The 15,619-nt window shown below is 67.3% G+C and carries 10 protein-coding genes and 2 pseudogenes; 7 read left to right on the top strand and 5 right to left on the bottom strand.

Going from position 1 to position 15,619, the window contains the following annotated elements; translation table 11 throughout:
• Positions 1 to 26: 26 nt before the first annotated feature.
• Positions 27 to 938, top strand: coding sequence for a DMT family transporter (locus AX729_RS10910; protein ID WP_061022806.1), 912 nt, complete (start codon positions 27 to 29; stop codon positions 936 to 938).
• A 115-nt stretch (positions 939 to 1,053) separates the two neighbouring features.
• Here the strand turns inward: AX729_RS10910 and AX729_RS10905 are convergent.
• The 4 genes and pseudogenes from AX729_RS10905 to gcvA form a co-directional block, all read right to left on the bottom strand.
• Positions 1,054 to 1,801, bottom strand: a pseudogene (locus AX729_RS10905) (TIGR02186 family protein).
• Positions 1,798 to 2,715 (bottom strand): sulfite exporter TauE/SafE family protein, encoded by a 918-nt coding sequence (locus AX729_RS10900; protein WP_061022804.1) that lies wholly within the window; start codon positions 2,713 to 2,715, stop codon positions 1,798 to 1,800. The pseudogene AX729_RS10905 and the gene AX729_RS10900 overlap by 4 nt, the downstream one beginning before the upstream one ends.
• 330 nt (positions 2,716 to 3,045) lie before the next feature.
• A pseudogene (locus AX729_RS10895) lies at positions 3,046 to 6,416 on the bottom strand (tetratricopeptide repeat protein).
• 202 nt (positions 6,417 to 6,618) lie between these two features.
• The gene (gene gcvA, locus AX729_RS10890) at positions 6,619 to 7,515 is read right to left on the bottom strand and encodes a transcriptional regulator GcvA (RefSeq protein WP_061022802.1); all 897 of its coding nucleotides are present in this window, start codon (positions 7,513 to 7,515) and stop codon (positions 6,619 to 6,621) included.
• 99 nt (positions 7,516 to 7,614) lie between these two features.
• On the opposite strand from gcvA, the gene AX729_RS10885 reads away from it, so the two are divergent.
• Genes AX729_RS10885 through AX729_RS10860 form a run of 6 tightly spaced genes read left to right on the top strand, consistent with a single transcriptional unit; the run spans position 7,615 to position 14,815 of the window.
• Entirely contained in the window at positions 7,615 to 8,775 is a 1,161-nt protein-coding gene (locus AX729_RS10885; RefSeq protein ID WP_061022896.1) for an acyl-CoA dehydrogenase family protein, read from the top strand.
• The gene (locus AX729_RS10880) at positions 8,765 to 10,849 is read left to right on the top strand and encodes an acetate--CoA ligase family protein (protein ID WP_061022799.1); all 2,085 of its coding nucleotides are present in this window, start codon (positions 8,765 to 8,767) and stop codon (positions 10,847 to 10,849) included. Before AX729_RS10885 ends, AX729_RS10880 begins: the two co-directional genes overlap by 11 nt.
• 11 nt (positions 10,850 to 10,860) lie before the next feature.
• Positions 10,861 to 11,229 (top strand): SCP2 sterol-binding domain-containing protein, encoded by a 369-nt coding sequence (locus AX729_RS10875; RefSeq protein ID WP_061022797.1) that lies wholly within the window; start codon positions 10,861 to 10,863, stop codon positions 11,227 to 11,229.
• Positions 11,226 to 12,068 carry an alpha/beta fold hydrolase gene (locus AX729_RS10870; RefSeq protein WP_061022795.1) on the top strand — a complete coding sequence of 281 codons (843 nt, stop codon included), beginning with the start codon at positions 11,226 to 11,228 and terminating at the stop codon, positions 12,066 to 12,068. Before AX729_RS10875 ends, AX729_RS10870 begins: the two co-directional genes overlap by 4 nt.
• 32 nt (positions 12,069 to 12,100) lie before the next feature.
• Positions 12,101 to 13,315: an ABC transporter substrate-binding protein gene (locus AX729_RS10865; RefSeq protein WP_061022793.1), complete on the top strand. Its 1,215-nt coding sequence runs from the start codon at positions 12,101 to 12,103 to the stop codon at positions 13,313 to 13,315.
• Between the two features lie 60 nt (positions 13,316 to 13,375).
• A complete protein-coding gene (locus tag AX729_RS10860; protein ID WP_061022789.1) occupies positions 13,376 to 14,815 on the top strand; it encodes an NAD-dependent succinate-semialdehyde dehydrogenase in 1,440 nt (479 codons plus the stop codon).
• Positions 14,816 to 14,875: 60 nt separating this feature from the next.
• Here the strand turns inward: AX729_RS10860 and AX729_RS10855 are convergent, their stop codons facing one another.
• Complete coding sequence (locus AX729_RS10855) at positions 14,876 to 15,463, bottom strand: PadR family transcriptional regulator (RefSeq protein ID WP_061022788.1); 588 nt, start codon at positions 15,461 to 15,463, stop codon at positions 14,876 to 14,878.
• Positions 15,464 to 15,619 lie beyond the last annotated feature (156 nt).

Below are 15,619 nucleotides of genomic sequence, written 5' to 3'. Positions count from 1 at the left end.
GATCGAGGGCTCAGGAGAATGCCGTCATGTCGCTCGCCCCTTCGATCTCGGTTCCTCGGAGCCGCTTCAACACTCTGCCGCTCGCCGTCGGCCTGTTCTGCCTGCTCTGGAGCTACGCCTTCGTCGCCGGCAAGATCGGGGTCACCCATTGCCCACCATTGATCCTGCTCGCCGCGCGCTTCTCGCTCGCCGGCATTTTGATCCTGGGTGCAACCCTGATCCGCGGCGAGGGCTGGTCGTTGTCGTGGCGCGATGCGGCGGTCTTCGCGGTGCTCGGCATCGCCAACAACGCGCTCTATCTCGGGCTCGGTTACACCGGCCTGCAATCGGTCTCCGCCGGTCTTGGCGGCCTCATCGTGTCGGCCAATCCGGTGTTCACCGCGGCGCTTGCCGCGCTGCTGCTCGGCGAAGGCATGACCTGGCGCAAGGCGAGCGGTCTCCTCCTCGGCGTCATCGGGGTGACGGCGATCGTCTGGCACCGCCTGTCGGTCGGCAGCGATTCCCTGCACGGCATCGTCTTCACGCTGGCCTCGCTGGCCTCGCTCGTCGCCGGCACCATCCTGTTCAAGCTGCTGGCGCCGAAGGGAAGTCTCTGGATCGGCAACGGCGTGCAGAACCTCGCCGCCGGCATCGTGCTCGCGCCGGTCGCGCTGACCTTCGCCGATATCCACGCGATCGATTATACGCCGAGCCTGATCGGCGCCTTCGCCTTCCTCGTGCTCGGCGGCTCGATCCTCGCCTATTGGCTCTGGTTCCATCTCCTGAAAGTGTGCGGCGCGACCGCCGCCAGTGCTTATCATTTCATGATGCCGCCGCTCGGCATGCTGTTCGCGTTCCTCGCGCTCGGCGAGCACGTCGAGGCTCGGGACCTGCTCGGCATCATTCCGGTCGCGCTCGGCATCTATCTGGTGACGCGGCCGGCGAAGGCGGCGGCGTGAGCCAAGATCTCGCTGTCTCCACTATCGTCATTGCGAGCGCAGCGAAGCAATCCAGACTGTCACCGCGGAGGGACTCTGGATTGCTTCGCTGCGCTCGCAATGACGGAGGGAACGACTAATCCTTCCGGAACACGATCGACGCCATCCATCCCGTCATCAGCGCCATCGCCGCGGTAGCGAGGTGCGGTGGTCGCGACGAACTGCTCGAATCCGACCTTGACGATCTCGAACGCGGTCTCGGTCTTGCCGATGAACGCACCGTTGGCAAACAGCTTGATCTCGATCTCATAGGTCCCGATCGGCACCTCCGCCGGCAGTGGAATGCCGGTGCGGAACAGGGTCGGCGTCAGGAACGTCACCGCGCCCGGATCCTCGCGATAGAGGCGACGCTGGGTGCGCAGGCGAATGAAGGCCGAGCGGAACGCATCGTTCGGCACGACGTCGGCGTAATCGCCGCTGACCCGTTGCGTCAGCAGCACGTTGTTGAGCCCGATCTGCTGCCGCCGTGCGATCTCGGGCGAGGTGATCGCATCGAAGGGGCGGTTGGCGAACAGCGCGAGATAGCTCGGCACCTGCAGGAACTGCCGGTAGTCGGTGTTGATCCAGATGCCGAAGGTGCGCTCCTTGCGCCGTGTCACCATGTCGGCGCGCGGGCCCTTCACGGTGACGACGAGATCGTAGGCGGTGCGGTCGGCGGGCGTCGTCCCGTCCCTCTCGACCGAGCCGAACAGCACCAGCTCCTCGCCGGAATAGTCCGGCGTCACCGTGACGCGGTGGTTGGAGACCGACACGATCAGCCGCTCGGCGCGTGCAGCGCCGCCGAGCAGCAGGACGAGAACGATTGCGAGGAGGGTGCGCGTCATCCGCTCGCTCCGAGCTCGCGGATGGTGAAGAGGTCCGCAGGTTGGACCACCAGCTCGATCGCGAAGCGTACGCCGACCGAGAGGATCAGGAGGCCGAGCAGCAGCCGCAGCTGCTCGCCGCGGATCTTCTGGCCGGCACGGGCGCCGAACTGCGCGCCGGTGACGCCGCCGACCATCAGGATTAGCGCCAGCACGGCGTCGACGAGGTGATTGGTCACCGCGTGCAGCATGGTCGCGAACAGCATCGTGACCAGCGTGAGCACCATCGAGGTTCCGATCACCGTCGAGGTCGGCACCCTCAGCAGATAGATCATGATCGGGATCAGGATGAAGCCGCCGCCGATGCCCATGATCGCGCCGATGAAGCCGATCACGACGCCGACGACTACGACCGGAATCACCGAGAGATAGATCTTCGAGCGCTTGAACCGCATCTTCAGGGGCAGGCCGTGGATCCAGTTGTGCGCGCGGCGCGGCGGCGGCGCGCCGCGCCGGGTGCGCATCAGCGCGTGCAGGCCCTCGGAGAACATCAGGCTGCCGACGGTGGTGAGCAGCACGACGTAGGAGAGCGCGATCATCAGGTCGAGCTGGCCGAGCGCGCGCAGCTGCGTGAAGGTCCAGACGCCGAGCGCCGTGCCGGTCACGCCGCCGCAGAGCAGGACGCTTGCCAGCGCCGGGTCGATCGCGCGCCGCCGCCAATAGGAGAGCGCACCGGAAAAGGACGAGGCAGCGATGTGGCTCGCGACGGAGGCGACCGCGACCGCCGGCGTGATGCCGATGAAGATCAGCAGCGGCGTCATCAGGAAGCCGCCGCCGATTCCGAACATGCCGGATACGAAGCCGACAGCGGCGCCCATCGCCAGCACCAGCAAGACGTTGACCGGAAGATCGGCGATCGGAAGGTAGAGCTGCATCGTGGGACCACGCTCCGGCGAGACGGTTCGACTGGCGCGGAATGCTCGCGGGAAGCTCGGAACGATTGCCGCGCCCCTCAATAGCGGAATTTGACTGCGGGCGGGACCGGGAATTTCGCGCGTGGTGAATGAGGCGCGAGAGCGTGCGATAACAGCAGTGCGCTCCCTCCCCCGCTTGCGGGGGAGGGCTGGGGAGAGGGTTGTCTCCGCAGTGGGACTCTCCCAGAGGAGAGAACCCCCACCCGCCGCGCTTCGCGCGTCGACCTCCCCCGTAAGCGGGAGAGGTGCACCGAGCGCGTGGCTCGTACTGTCCGTCTAAGCTGTTCGCGTCTAATGTGCCGCCGAGGCCGAGCGCTTGGTCGCAACCTGCTTTGGCGCCGGCTTTGCGCTTGCCTGCGGCGCGGTGTCCCAGCCGCCGGCTGGCGTCGCGACATTGACCGCATCGTCAGGCTGCGGCTCGGCGCTGAAGGTCTGGATCGCGAGCTTGGCGGCAGCGAGCGATTGCGGGTCGAGGCGCTTGGCGACGTCGTCACGCTTGCCGGCCGCGTCTGCATCGCCCTGCGCGGCTGCCAGGCTGAACCATTTGTAGGACTCGGCGAGGTTCTGCTCGACGCCGATGCCGCGGGCATAGAGGATGCCGAGGTTGAACTGGCTGTCGGCGACGCCGCGATCGGCCGCCTTGCGGAACCACTGCGCCGCGCTCTTGTAATTGGCGCCGCGGCCGCCGCCGTCGGCGTCGAGCACCGCGAGATTGTGCATCGCCTTGGCGTTGCCGCGCTCGGCGGCCTGGGTGTAGTAGCGACGGGCGATGTCGGCGTCCTTCTTCACGCCAAGGCCCTTCTCATAGAGCGTGCCGAGGCGGAAGGTCGCAGGGATGACGCCGGCCTGCGCCGCGCGGTCGTACCATTTGGCGGCTTCGTCGTAATTGGTGGCGACGCCCTTTCCTTCCGCAAAGCGCATGCCGATCTCGTAGGCCGCGGTCGCATCGCCCTTCATTGCGGCGGCGCGCAAGGCCGGGCCGCCGATGCCGTCAGGCAGTTTCTCGCTCGGCGGCACCTGGACGTGGCCGAGCCTCGCGCGGCTCGTGCCCGACAGCGCGCCGGTGACGTCGCTGGAGGCCTGCGGCGGGGCTGCGGCAGGCGCGGGCGGGATTTCGACCGAGGCCGAGCTCGCCGGATTGGCGGCGGGTGCCGGCGCGGCGTTGTTCTGGGATTGCCGTCCGATCGGCGTCGGCGAGGTCATCGACGGCGTGATCTGCTCGGGCGTGGCGGGCTTGGTCTCGACCGGGGGCGGCGGAGCCAGCGGTGCCGGCTCGCTCGACGTATTGTCCATCGCCTGCGGCGCCGGCGGGTTGCCGCCGTCGAGCAGGTTCATCGCCATCTTGAAGGTGCCGAGCACGATCACGACCACGCTCGCACCGACCAGCAGCGAGCGGATCTTCGAGGTGATGGTCGAACCGCCGTCCTTGCCCTTGTCCTTGGAGCGATCGGCCCCGGCCTTGGCAGCGCGGCCGGTCTTTTCCGGCTGCGCGGCAGCCGCCTGCGCGGCGCGGCGCGCCGCGGCGATGAAGCTCGACGACGACACCGGCTCTTTCGGCGGGGTCGGAATTCCGCTGATGGCGCTCTCGGAGGCGCCGGCTCGAGCGGATGATCCGGCGGCAATTCCGGCGCGAGTGCTGCGCGCGCGGGAGCTGTGTGCGGCTCCAGGATTTCGCTGATCGCACGCGGCGGCAAGGGTGGCGTGGCTTGCGGCACCGGCGGCGGCGAGGCGGGGGCGGCGGCGTGGAATTCGCGCGGCGCGGCGACGAAGGCGGCTTGCGCGCCCTGTGCGGCGGCGGGATTGGGCAGCTCGGGCTTCGGATCGTATGTCGGCGGCTGCTGGCGCGGCTCGCGTGCCATCGCCGCGGGCTCCATCGGAGCGGCCATCGGCATCGGCATCTGCATCGGCTGCGGGGCAGGGGCCGGCGGCGCGGTGCGCACCGCGCGCAGATCGCCCTCGATCAAGGAGAGGCGATCGACGACGTGGCCGAGCGCGCTGTGGACGGCCTCGAGCGAGTCCTGGGTGTGCCGGTTGGTCTCGGCCTGGTTGAAGCGGATGTCGGAGAGCTCGCGCTTGACGAGATCGACCATGCCGGAATCGGGAGGCGGCGCCGAATTGCGGCTCTCCGCCAGCGCGGCATAGGTCGCCTGCTGCCGTTCGAGGTGCCGCAGGATGTCGTGCAGCCCGTCCTCGACGCGGCTCAAATTGCCGTTGCGGGGATCGGAGGCGGCTTCGATCCGTTCCAGCAGATAGGAGACGCGCTGTTCGAGATGCGCGAAGGTCGAGGCGGAATCGTTGCCCACCTGCATGCGGTCGAACCGGTCCGACAGCGCGCGGATCGCGGCTTCGAGGTGCTCGGTGCTCTCGGATGGCTGAGGCCGCTCGCGGGTTTCCAGCGCGGCGGTGAGCGCGGCGATGCGCTGCTCCAGCACTGCGAAGCTGTCGCCCTGGCCGGACGCGCGGGTGACCTGGTCGACCTTGGACGACAGGAGCTGCACGTCTTCGGAAAGCCGTGCCAGCGCTTCGTTGGAAGCGACGTTGGAGACGATGGCGCGCAGCGCCGAGATCGCGCCTTCGAGCTGCTGCACGGTCGAGGGATCGTCATTGGCGCGCAGGATCAGGTCGAGCTTGGCGCCGAGATTGCGGATCGCCTCGTCATAGCCGGCGAGCTGCTCCGCGGGCGTCAGCGTGCGCAGCACCTGCTTGATGTCGGACAGTGCGTGCTCGATGCCCGACAGGACCTGCCCGTCGGTGCCGTTGGAGCGCGTCTCGTCGATCCGGCGGTGCAGCGAGCGGATCTCGTTCTCGATCGATTCGATTGCCCGCCGCGGCATCGCCTCGGTGATGGCGGCGCGGATTTCAGCGAGCTCGCTGCGGAACGCCGCGATCGCCTGCTCGGTATTGTCGGGACGCTGAAGCGACTCGATCTGGCTCGTGATCTTGAGCAGATGGCGTTCGAGCGACGAAAAATCCGGCCCGGGCTGCGGTGGCGGCGGCGTGTAGGCAGGTGCGGGCGGCGCCGCCGGAGGCGCGTAAGGAGCCGCCGTGGGCGCAATCGGGGGCGCGGCTCGCGGCGACATCTGACGCGGCGTAAAGCCGTCGAGCTCGCTCTGGCGCGCCGTGATCTCGGCGACCGCGACGTCGAACGAAGCCGGGCTCAGGGGCGGTGAGCTGCGATAGACCTGCGCTGCCGCGCGCTCGACGGCATCGGCCTGGCGCTGGCGTGTGTCGACCGGTGATGGCGGCGGCCGCTGGATCTGCGGCTGCTGCGGCTTCGAGATCTGCGACAGCCGTGCATCGAGCCGCGAGATCGCGTCGTTGAGCTGGCGCGCGACGCCCTGCTCGCGCGAGACGTCTTGTCGTGCAGGGTCCTGGCGCTGCGCGGGCTTGGAAATCCGTTCGATCTGCTGGGTGATCGCATCGAGCCGCTGATGGATGTCGGCGACTTCGCGGCTCTCCTGACCAGGTCCCTGGCTCGGCCCTTGCGGCATGTGCTGCTGACGCTGTTCGTAAGGTCCGCGGAAGTTCGGCGGTGCAGTCTCGCCGAGCGTGGAGTTCAGCCAATCGTTGAGTGACATGCCGGCACGACGCGCAGCAGCTTCGGCCCGCTCCCGGACGGATGGATCGATGCCGTCAACACTCCACGATACGCGCGAATTCATGACTCTGTCCGGTTCCGACTCCGGCGCCCCACCCGGCGCCTCCAGTCTCCCCACGCGTGCCGCTTGCAAGACAATCGAATTCGGCGCGGGTCGTCTGCCTCGAAAACCGACTTTTTCCTGTTACGGTAAATAACGGGTTAAGGAACGCGTCGCCGCTGTCTTAAAATTGGGCGGGGAACGGCGGCTCGCCCGACGGGCCCCGTCAGGCCCGCCCGCGGCTCACGTCATTGGCGATCTGGGCCTTCAGCCAGACCACGAAGCTGCGCGCCTTGCGGGCCATCGGCCGGCTCTTCGGCCAGGCCAGGTAATGGGCCGAGGGGCGTTCCAGCGGTGCGTTGAACAGGGGGACCAGCGTTCCGTCCTCGATCTCGTTCCGGAGCAGGAAGAGCTGGCCCATCGCGACGCCGACGCCTTCGGCGGCGGCCTGGTAGGTGAGGATCGAACTCTGGAAGCTTACGCTGCGATCGGTCAGCAGGTCCGGCCGCTTCACCGCCATCAGCCAGTCCGGCCAGTCGGAGCGGCGGTAATGCGAATGGAGCAGCTGGACCTTGCGCAGGTCGTCGAGCTCGGCGAGGCGCGCCCGCTTCAAGAGCTTCGGGCTGCAGACCGGCTGGATGACGTCCTTGAACAGCAGTTCGGTCTCGGCGCCCGGCCATTTGCCCGAGCCGAACTGGACGGCGAGATCGACCTTGTCGTTCTCGAAATCGACTGGCGCAACCACGTTGCTGATATCCAGCCTGATATTGGGGTAGCTGACATAGAAGGATGGCAGCCGCGGGATCAGCCATTTCGCCGCGAAGGTCGTGTAGACCCTGATCTTCAGCGGCTGGGCCTTGCCGGTCGCGGTCAGGCCCGTCGTGGCCTGGGCGATGATCCGGAAGGCCGGCGCGATCTGGCGGTGGAACTCGTCTCCTTCCGACGTCAGCCGCAAACCGGCCTTGTCCCGTTCGAACAGCCGCACGCCGAGAAAGGCCTCGAGGATCGTGACCTGCCGACTGACGGCCGGCTGCGTGACCCGGAGTTCCCGGGCCGCGCGCGTGAAGCTGAGATGGCGCGCCGCCACGTCGAAGACGTGCAGCGGGTTGAGCGGAGGTATCATGATAGGTCATAACAAAATATAACTAGTGAATAACTTTTGCTCAGTTGTTTGTCAAAGCGCTGGCTGGAAAGACGACGCCGTCTCAGCGATGTGATGGCCATGGATTTCGAACTGAACGAAGAGCAGCAGGCGTTCGCGGACTCGGTTCGCCGTTTTGCCGAAGCGAACCTGAGGGACGGATCGCTTGCACGCGCGCACGATCCGCGCTTCCCGCGCGAGGTCGCGCAGATGCTCGGCCGGCAGGGCTTGATGGGCATCTCCTTCGATCCGGAGGATGGCGGGCAGGGCGGCACGCTGCTGGATTCGGTGATCGCGATCGAGCAGGTCGCGTCGGTGTGCCCGCGCAGCGCCGACGTCGTCCAGGCCGGCAATTTCGGGCCGATCCGCACCTTCGTGGAATACGCGACGCCGGAGCAGAAGCAGCGATGGCTGCCCGATCTCCTCGCCGGCAACATCTGCATCAGCCTCGGCATGAGCGAGCCGGAGGCCGGCTCCGCCGTGACCGAACTGAAGACGACGGCGACCGAGGATGGCGACGATTACGTCATCAACGGCAGCAAAGTGTTCGGCACCCACAGTCCGGATGCGGCGATCTATCTGGTCTATGTCCGCTTCGCGCCCGGCGTCTCCGGGATTGGGTCCGTCATCGTCGAGCGCGACACGCCCGGCTTCTCGATCGGCAAGCCGACCGCCTTCATGAGCGGGGAGGAGTGGAGCCAGCTCTATTTCGAGAACTGCCGGATCCCGAAGCGGAACGTGCTGCTCGGCATCGGCGGCTTCAAGAAGCAGATCGCAGGCTTCAACGTGGAGCGGCTCGGCAACTCGGCCCGTTCGCTCGCGCTCGGCCGCTACGCATTCAACCTTGCGCGCGACCATGCGGCCGTGCGCAAGCAGTTCGGCCGCCATCTCTGCGAATTCCAGGGCTTGCAGTGGAAGTTTGCGGACATGGCGCTGAAGCTCGAATCCGCACAGATGCTGCTCTATCGCGCGGCCAATGTCCGGGAAGAGCTGCCCTCGCCGTACCAGACCGCGATCGCCAAGCTGGCCTGCAACCAGGCCGGTTTCGAGGTGGCCAATGAGGCCGTGCAGATCATGGGTGGCCTCGGCTACAGCCAGGAGTCGCTCGCGGAATATTGCATGCGGCGCACGCGCGGCTGGATGATCGCCGGCGGCTCCACGGAAATCCTCAAGAACCGTATCGCGGAATCCGTCTTCGACCGCCGGTTCGATCAGCGCGGGCAGGCCGGACGTGGCGGCTGAGGCGACCAGACCCACGCTGGCTGAAGCGCTGTTCGCGCCGCGCAGCATCGCTTTGGTGGGCGCCTCCGACGACGCCGCCAAGACCTCGTCGCGCCCGCTGCAATATCTGCGGCGCGCCGGCTATGACGGCGCGATCTATCCGATCAACCCGGGCCGCAAGACCGTGCTCGGCGAACCGGCGTGGCCGTCGCTGGCGGACCTGCCGGTCGTTCCGGACCATGCCTTCATCCTGACCCCGACCGAAGATGCCGTGGACGCCGCCGCCGAATGTGCGCGCATCGGCGTCTCCGTCGCGACGATCCTGGCATCCGGCTTCTCGGACGCCGACGAAGATGGCCGCAAGCTGCTCGCACGTCTCAGAGCGCTGCGGGCTGCGAGCGGATTGCGGATTCTCGGACCGTCGAGCCTCGGCGCCATCAATCTGCACCGCCGGACGGTCATCACCGCCAATGCCGCCTTTGCGGAGCCGGATCTGCCGCGTGGCGGCACCTTCGTCGCCTCGCATAGCGGCAGTCTGCTGGGCGGTCTGGTCTCGCGCGGAAAGGCGCGCAATCTCGGTTTCGCCGGGCTCGTCTCGGTGGGCAACGAGATCGATCTCAGCCTCGGCGAGATCTGCGCGGCGACGCTCGATGACCCCGCGATCACCGGCTACATGCTGTTCCTCGAAAGCATCCGCCACGCCGATGACCTGCGGGCCTTCGCGCTCGGTGCCGCGGCCCGCGGCAAGCCGATCGTGGCCTACAAGCTCGGCCGGTCCGCGGTCGCGGCCGAGCTTGCGCTGTCGCACACCGGTGCGCTGGCCGGCGAGGACGACGTCGCGGCCGCGTTCCTCGCCGATTGCGGCATCGCCCGCATCTTCAATTTCGAAACCCTGCTCGAAGCGCTGCCGCTGGTGCGGCGCGTGCCGGCGCGGCGGCCGGGCGCAGGCGCTCCCCGCGTCGGCGTCGTGACCACGACCGGCGGTGGCGCCGCCATGGTGGTCGACGAGCTGGCGATGCGCGGCATCGAGGTGGTCGCGCCGAGTGCGGAGACCTACGCGCGGCTCGGCGCCGCAGGCGTCAAGGCCGGGCACGACCGCATCACCGATCTGACGCTGGCCGGTACCCGCTACGACGTGATGAAGGCGGCGCTCGACACCTTGCTGGGCGCCCCGGAGTTCGACGCCATCATCGCCGTGATCGGCTCGTCCGCGAGATTTCAGCCGGACCTCGCCGTCAAGCCCGTCATCGACAGCGGCGCGCATGCCAAGCCGCTCGCAGCCTTCGTGGTGCCGGAGGCGCCGGACGCTCTGAACATGCTTGCTGCCGCGGGGGTGCCCGCATTCCGCACGCCGGAGTCCTGCGCCGACGCCATGAGCGCCGCGCTGCTGCGCCGTCCGGCCGCGGCACCCGTTCCGTCGTCACGGCGCGTCACCTCGCGCCCGACGCGGCAACTCGACGAAAGCGAGGCCTATGCGCTGCTGGCGAAACTGGGCGTCTCCCACGCGCCGGCCGTCGCCATCGGGATCGACGCCGAAGGGCCGTTCGATCTTCCGTTCGCATACCCCGTGGCCGTGAAGATCCTGTCCGCGGAGATCGCGCACAAGACCGAGATCGGCGGCGTGGTGCTGAACGTCGGCAGCGAGGCAGAGCTCACGGCCGCGATGCGCCGTATTGCCGACAATGCCAGGGCCAGGGGCCATGCGCCATCGCGGGTCCTCGTGCAGCCGATGACGGCGGGGCTTGGCGAGTTTTTGCTCGGCTATCGCGTCGATCCGGACGCCGGGCCGCTGGTGCTGCTCGCAGCAGGCGGCATCTACACCGAAATCTATCGCGACCGCAGCATCCGCCTCGCGCCAGTGGATCTCGACACCGCCCGCAGCATGATCGCCGACCTCGCCATCAGCCGCATTTTCCGGGGATATCGCAACCGGCCACACGGCGATATGGAAGCCCTGGCAGGGGCCATCGTGGCCCTGTCGCGACTGGCACGCGAGGAGAGCGTTCAGGTGGTCGATGCGGAGATCAACCCGCTGATCGTCAAGCCGGTGGGCGAGGGCGTCATCGCCGTCGACGCCCTGGTCGCGCTCGCCTGAAGGGAGGAGACATGATGGAAGACCTCAAGGACAGGGTGAACGCGGACACGAACCTGGTGCGGCGCGGCCGCTTTCTGTCGACGACGTTCCTGCTCGAGATCGGCGCCACGGCCTGGCTGATCACGATCGCCGATGGCCGGGTCGCCGCCGTGACGCGCGGCCCCTTCGTCATGCCGTCCTGGTCGTTCGCGCTGCGGGCCTCCGAAGAGGAATGGACGAAGTTCTGGAGCGCGAAGCCGCAGCCCGGCTCGCACGACCTGATGGCGCTGATCAAGCGGCGCACCCTCAAGGCCGAAGGCAATCTGCAGGTCTTCATGGCCAACCTCCGCTACTTCAAGGAAGCGCTGGTCAAGATGCGCGCATCGGGAGTCGCAGCATGAGCCCGCGTTTCGAAGCCACGATCGGCCGCTACCTGCATCTCGATCTGTTCGGCCGCAGCCACCGTCTCTATGTCGAAGAGGCCGGCCAGGGCATTCCGCTGCTGTGCCTTCATACGGCGGGCGCCGACGGCCGCCAGTACCGCGCGCTGATGAACGATGCGCGCGTGACGTCGAAATTCCGCGTCATCGCCTTCGACATGCCCTGGCACGGCAAGTCGTCGCCGCCGGCCGGCTGGCACGACGAGGAGTATCAGCTCACCTCGGCGCAATACACCGGGATGATCCTGAGCGTCGCCGATGCGCTCGAGCTCGACAGGCCTGTCGTGATGGGCTGCTCGATCGGCGGCCGCATCGTGCTGCATCTGGCGCTCGACCATCCCGAACGCTTCCGCGCCATCATCGGCCTGCAGGCCGGCGCGCACGTCGATCCGTACTACGATCTCAATTTCCTGCACCGTCCGGACGTGCATGGCGGCGAGGTCTGCGCGGCCATCGTCTCGGGTCTCGTCGGGCCCGATGCGCCCGATGCCGAGCGATGGGAAACGCTGTGGCACTACATGCAGGGCGGTCCCGGCGTGTTCAAGGGCGATCTGTATTTCTACAAGCTCGACGGCGACATTCGAGACCGCGTTGCGCAGATCGACACGTCGCGTTGTCCGCTGTTCCTGCTGTCGGGCGAGTACGACTATTCGTGCACCCCCGAGGAAACGCTCGCGGTCGCGAGCAGCATCAAGGGCAGCCACGTCACCATCATGAAGGGCCTCGGCCATTTCCCGATGAGCGAGGATCCGGAGAAGTTCCTTGGATATCTGCTGCCCGTTCTGAAGACCATCGATTGAACGGTTTCAAAAAAGAGTATGGGAGGACGTTCGTGAAGAAGAAAGCGTTGGTTGCGGCTCTGGCGGCGCTGTCCGTCTTCGGATCCGCGCGGGCGGAGATCGCCAAGGGCACCGTGAAGATCGGCGTGCTCACCGACATGTCCGGTCCCTATGCCGACAATGTCGGCGCGGGATCGGTGCTGGCCGCCCAGATGGCGGTCGAGGATTTCGGCGGCAAGGCCGGCGGCATGCCGGTCGAGATCGTCTCGGCCGATCATCAGAACAAGGCCGATGTGGGCCTCGGCGTCGCGCGGCGCTGGTACGATACCGAAGGCGTCGATGCGATCACCGAGGTGGTCTCGTCGGGCGTCGCGCTCGCCGTGCAGCAACTGACCCGCGAAAAGGACAAGGTCTTCCTCGCCACCGGTCCGGGAACGCCGGATCTTACCGGCAAGGCCTGTTCGCCGAACGGGGTCCACTGGGCCTATGACAATTTCGCGCTGGCGAATGTCGCCACCGCGCCGCTGGTGAAGAAGGGCCTCAAGAGCTGGTTCTTCCTGACCGCCGATTACAGCTTCGGCCAGGCGCTCGAGGCGGAGGCCTCCAAGGTCGTCCTCGCCAATGGCGGCACCGTGCTGGGCGCCGCGCGGGCGCCGCTCAACACGCCGGACTTCTCGTCCTTCCTGCTGCAGGCCCAGGCCTCGAAATCGCAGGTGGTCGGCCTCGCCAATGCCGGCGCCGACATGATGAACTCGCTGAAGCAGGCCAACGAGTTCGGCCTGACCGCGGGCGGGCAGAGCATCGCGGCGCTGCTGGTCAATCTGCCTGACATCCATGGCCTCGGCCTTGCCAATGCCAAGGGGCTGATCTTCGCCGACAGCTTCTACTGGGATGCGAACGACAAGACGCGCGCATGGAGCAAGCGCTTCATGGAACGCTTCAAGGGCAAGGCGCCCGGCAGCCTGCAGATCGCCGTGTACGGCGCGGTCACGCATTATCTCAAGGCGATCGATGCAAAGAAGAGCGAGTCGGGCGCGGCGCTGGTCGCCGAGATGAAGAAGCTGCCGATCAACGACGTCTATACGACCAACGCCTCGATCCGCGAGGACGGCCGCGTGATCCGCGACATGTATCTGTTGCAGGTCAAGGATCCCTCGGAATCGAAATACCCCTGGGACTACTACAAGATCCTCGCCACGGTGCCCGGCGACCAGGCGTTCCGTCCGCTCAAGGACGGCAATTGCCCGCTGGTCGCTGCGGCCAAGTAGCAGCCGTCTGGCAACCGGGCCGCAGGAAGAGCCTGCGGCCCGTGTCCCGGGAGCGCCAAGATGATCGACTATCCCCCGCTCGCACTCTTCATCGGCGGCCGATGGCGCGCTGCCGAAGGGCGGGACATCGTGCCGGTGCGCAATCCCGGGAACGGAGAGGTGATCGGGGAGCTGCCCTGCGCCCGGCCCGACGATCTGGACGAGGCGCTTGCATCCGCTGCGCGCGGACATGAGCAATGGCGGCAGATGCCGGCCGTCGATCGTGGCCGCATCCTGCAGCAGGCGGCGGCGCTGATCATCGAGCGCCGCGAGCGGATCGCAGGCCTGATCACGCTGGAGCTCGGCAAGCCGATCGCCGAGGCCCGCGCCGAGGTCGAAACGGCCGCGGGGCTGTTCGCATGGAATGCGGAGGAGGGCCGCCGCGCTGACGGGCGGGTGATTCCCGCCCGTCAGCGCGGCGTTCAGCAGATCGCGATCCGCGAGCCGCTCGGGCCGATCGCCGCCTTCGCCCCCTGGAATGCGCCGGCGATCACGCCTGCGCGCAAGATCTCCAGCGCGCTGGCGGCCGGTTGCTCTGTCATCATCAAGCCGGCCGAGGAAACGCCGGCGACCGCGCTGGCGATCGCTGGCGCACTGCAGGATGCCGGGCTTCCGGCCGGCGTGCTCAATGTCGTGTTCGGCGATCCGGCGCTGATCTCGCAGACGCTGCTGCGATCACCCGTCATCCGCGGCCTGACTTTCACCGGCTCGACCGAGGTCGGCAAGCAGCTCGGCGCGCTGGCCGTCCAGACGCTGAAACGAATGACGCTCGAACTCGGCGGCCACGCGCCGGTCGTGATCTTCGAAGACGTCGATCCGGAAGCCGCGGCCGTCTCGGCCGTGACCGCCAAGTTCCGCAATGCCGGCCAGGTCTGCACGTCGCCGACCCGCTTCTTCGTTCATGAATCGATCCATGACAGGTTCGCGGCCAGACTGGCCGAGCTCGCGGAGGCGATCGTCGTCGGCGACGGCTTCGATGCCGCGACCGGGATGGGGCCGCTGGCGCATGAACGGCGTGTGGCGAGCATGGAGCGTTTCGTCGCGGATGCGCGGACGCGCCAGATCCGCGTCGCCGCAGGCGGCAGGAGCTGTGGCAACCGCGGCTATTTCTACCGGCCCACGGTGCTGTCCCATGTCGATCAGGAATGCCTGGCGTCCAACGTCGAGCCGTTCGGTCCGCTGGCCGCGACGGCGCCGTTCCGGACCATGGACGAGGCCGTCCATCTCGCCAACCGCCTGCCGTTCGGGCTGGCCTCCTACGTGATGACCAACGACATGCGCAACGCCGCCGCGATGTCCGAGGCGATCCAGAGCGGCAATGTGATCGTCAACCACTGGCAGGCGTCCTTGCCGGAAACGCCGTTCGGCGGACACAAGGACAGCGGCATTGGCAGCGAAGGCGGCATCGAGGGCTTGCAGGAATTCCAGACGCTGAAATACGTCAGCCAGCTGTCGCGCTGACGCAGGCAGGCCAGAGCAGGCTCTGCAGCCTGCCGGTTCCCTTGCCTTGCCGGACTTTCCTCAGCCTTTCTCCCGCTTGCCGTCCTCCAGCGGCACTACCGTGGCCTTGCCGCTCATCGCCGACAGCGCCTCCAGCGCTTCCTCGCAGAAGTCGGCCACCATCTGCTCATGGCGCGCGCCGAGACGCAGCAGGAGCAGATTGCCGAGGTCGAGCTTGCCCTCCGCCGTTCCCTCCGGAAAGCGCTTCTTCAGGATCCGCTCGTAATTGGCGTGGCGGTCGCGATGGTGCTCCAGGCGCGCCATCAGGTCGGTCCGCAGCGGCTCGATGTCGATGCTGTCGAGCGCATGCATGCGCACCAGGAGGTCGTCCTTGGTCGAGGCCGGCGTGCTTGGTCGCGCGGCCCAGTGCCGCAGCGCTGTTCTACCCTCGGGCGTAAGCGTATAAACAAGCTTGTTGGGCTTGCCCGATTGCACGACCTCGCGGCCCTGGATGTAGCCGCGGTCGCGCAGCTTGGAGAGCTCGCGGTAGATTTGCTGGTGGTCGGCCTTCCAGAAGAAGCCGATCGAGGAATCGAACGTCTTGGCGAGCTCGTAGCCCGTCATCGGACGTTCCGTCAGGCATGCGAGGATTGCGTCGCCGAGTGCCATGACCGGCCTCCCTTCTCTGCTCTGACCAACGAGCTTGACTTTATGCGCATTGGCGCATATGCGTCAATGTGCATATGAGGCGGCTTGCGGACGGGGCCAAAACCCCGTCTGAAAATCCAGCGAAATCAACCCTTTGTCTACTGTGCATGGGGTTGT

Source organism: Bradyrhizobium sp. CCH5-F6 (genome assembly GCF_001556045.1).
GTDB lineage: Bacteria > Pseudomonadota > Alphaproteobacteria > Rhizobiales > Xanthobacteraceae > Bradyrhizobium.
The sequence above is the reverse complement of the archived record's forward strand: the minus strand, read 5'-3'. Positions and strand labels throughout refer to the sequence as shown.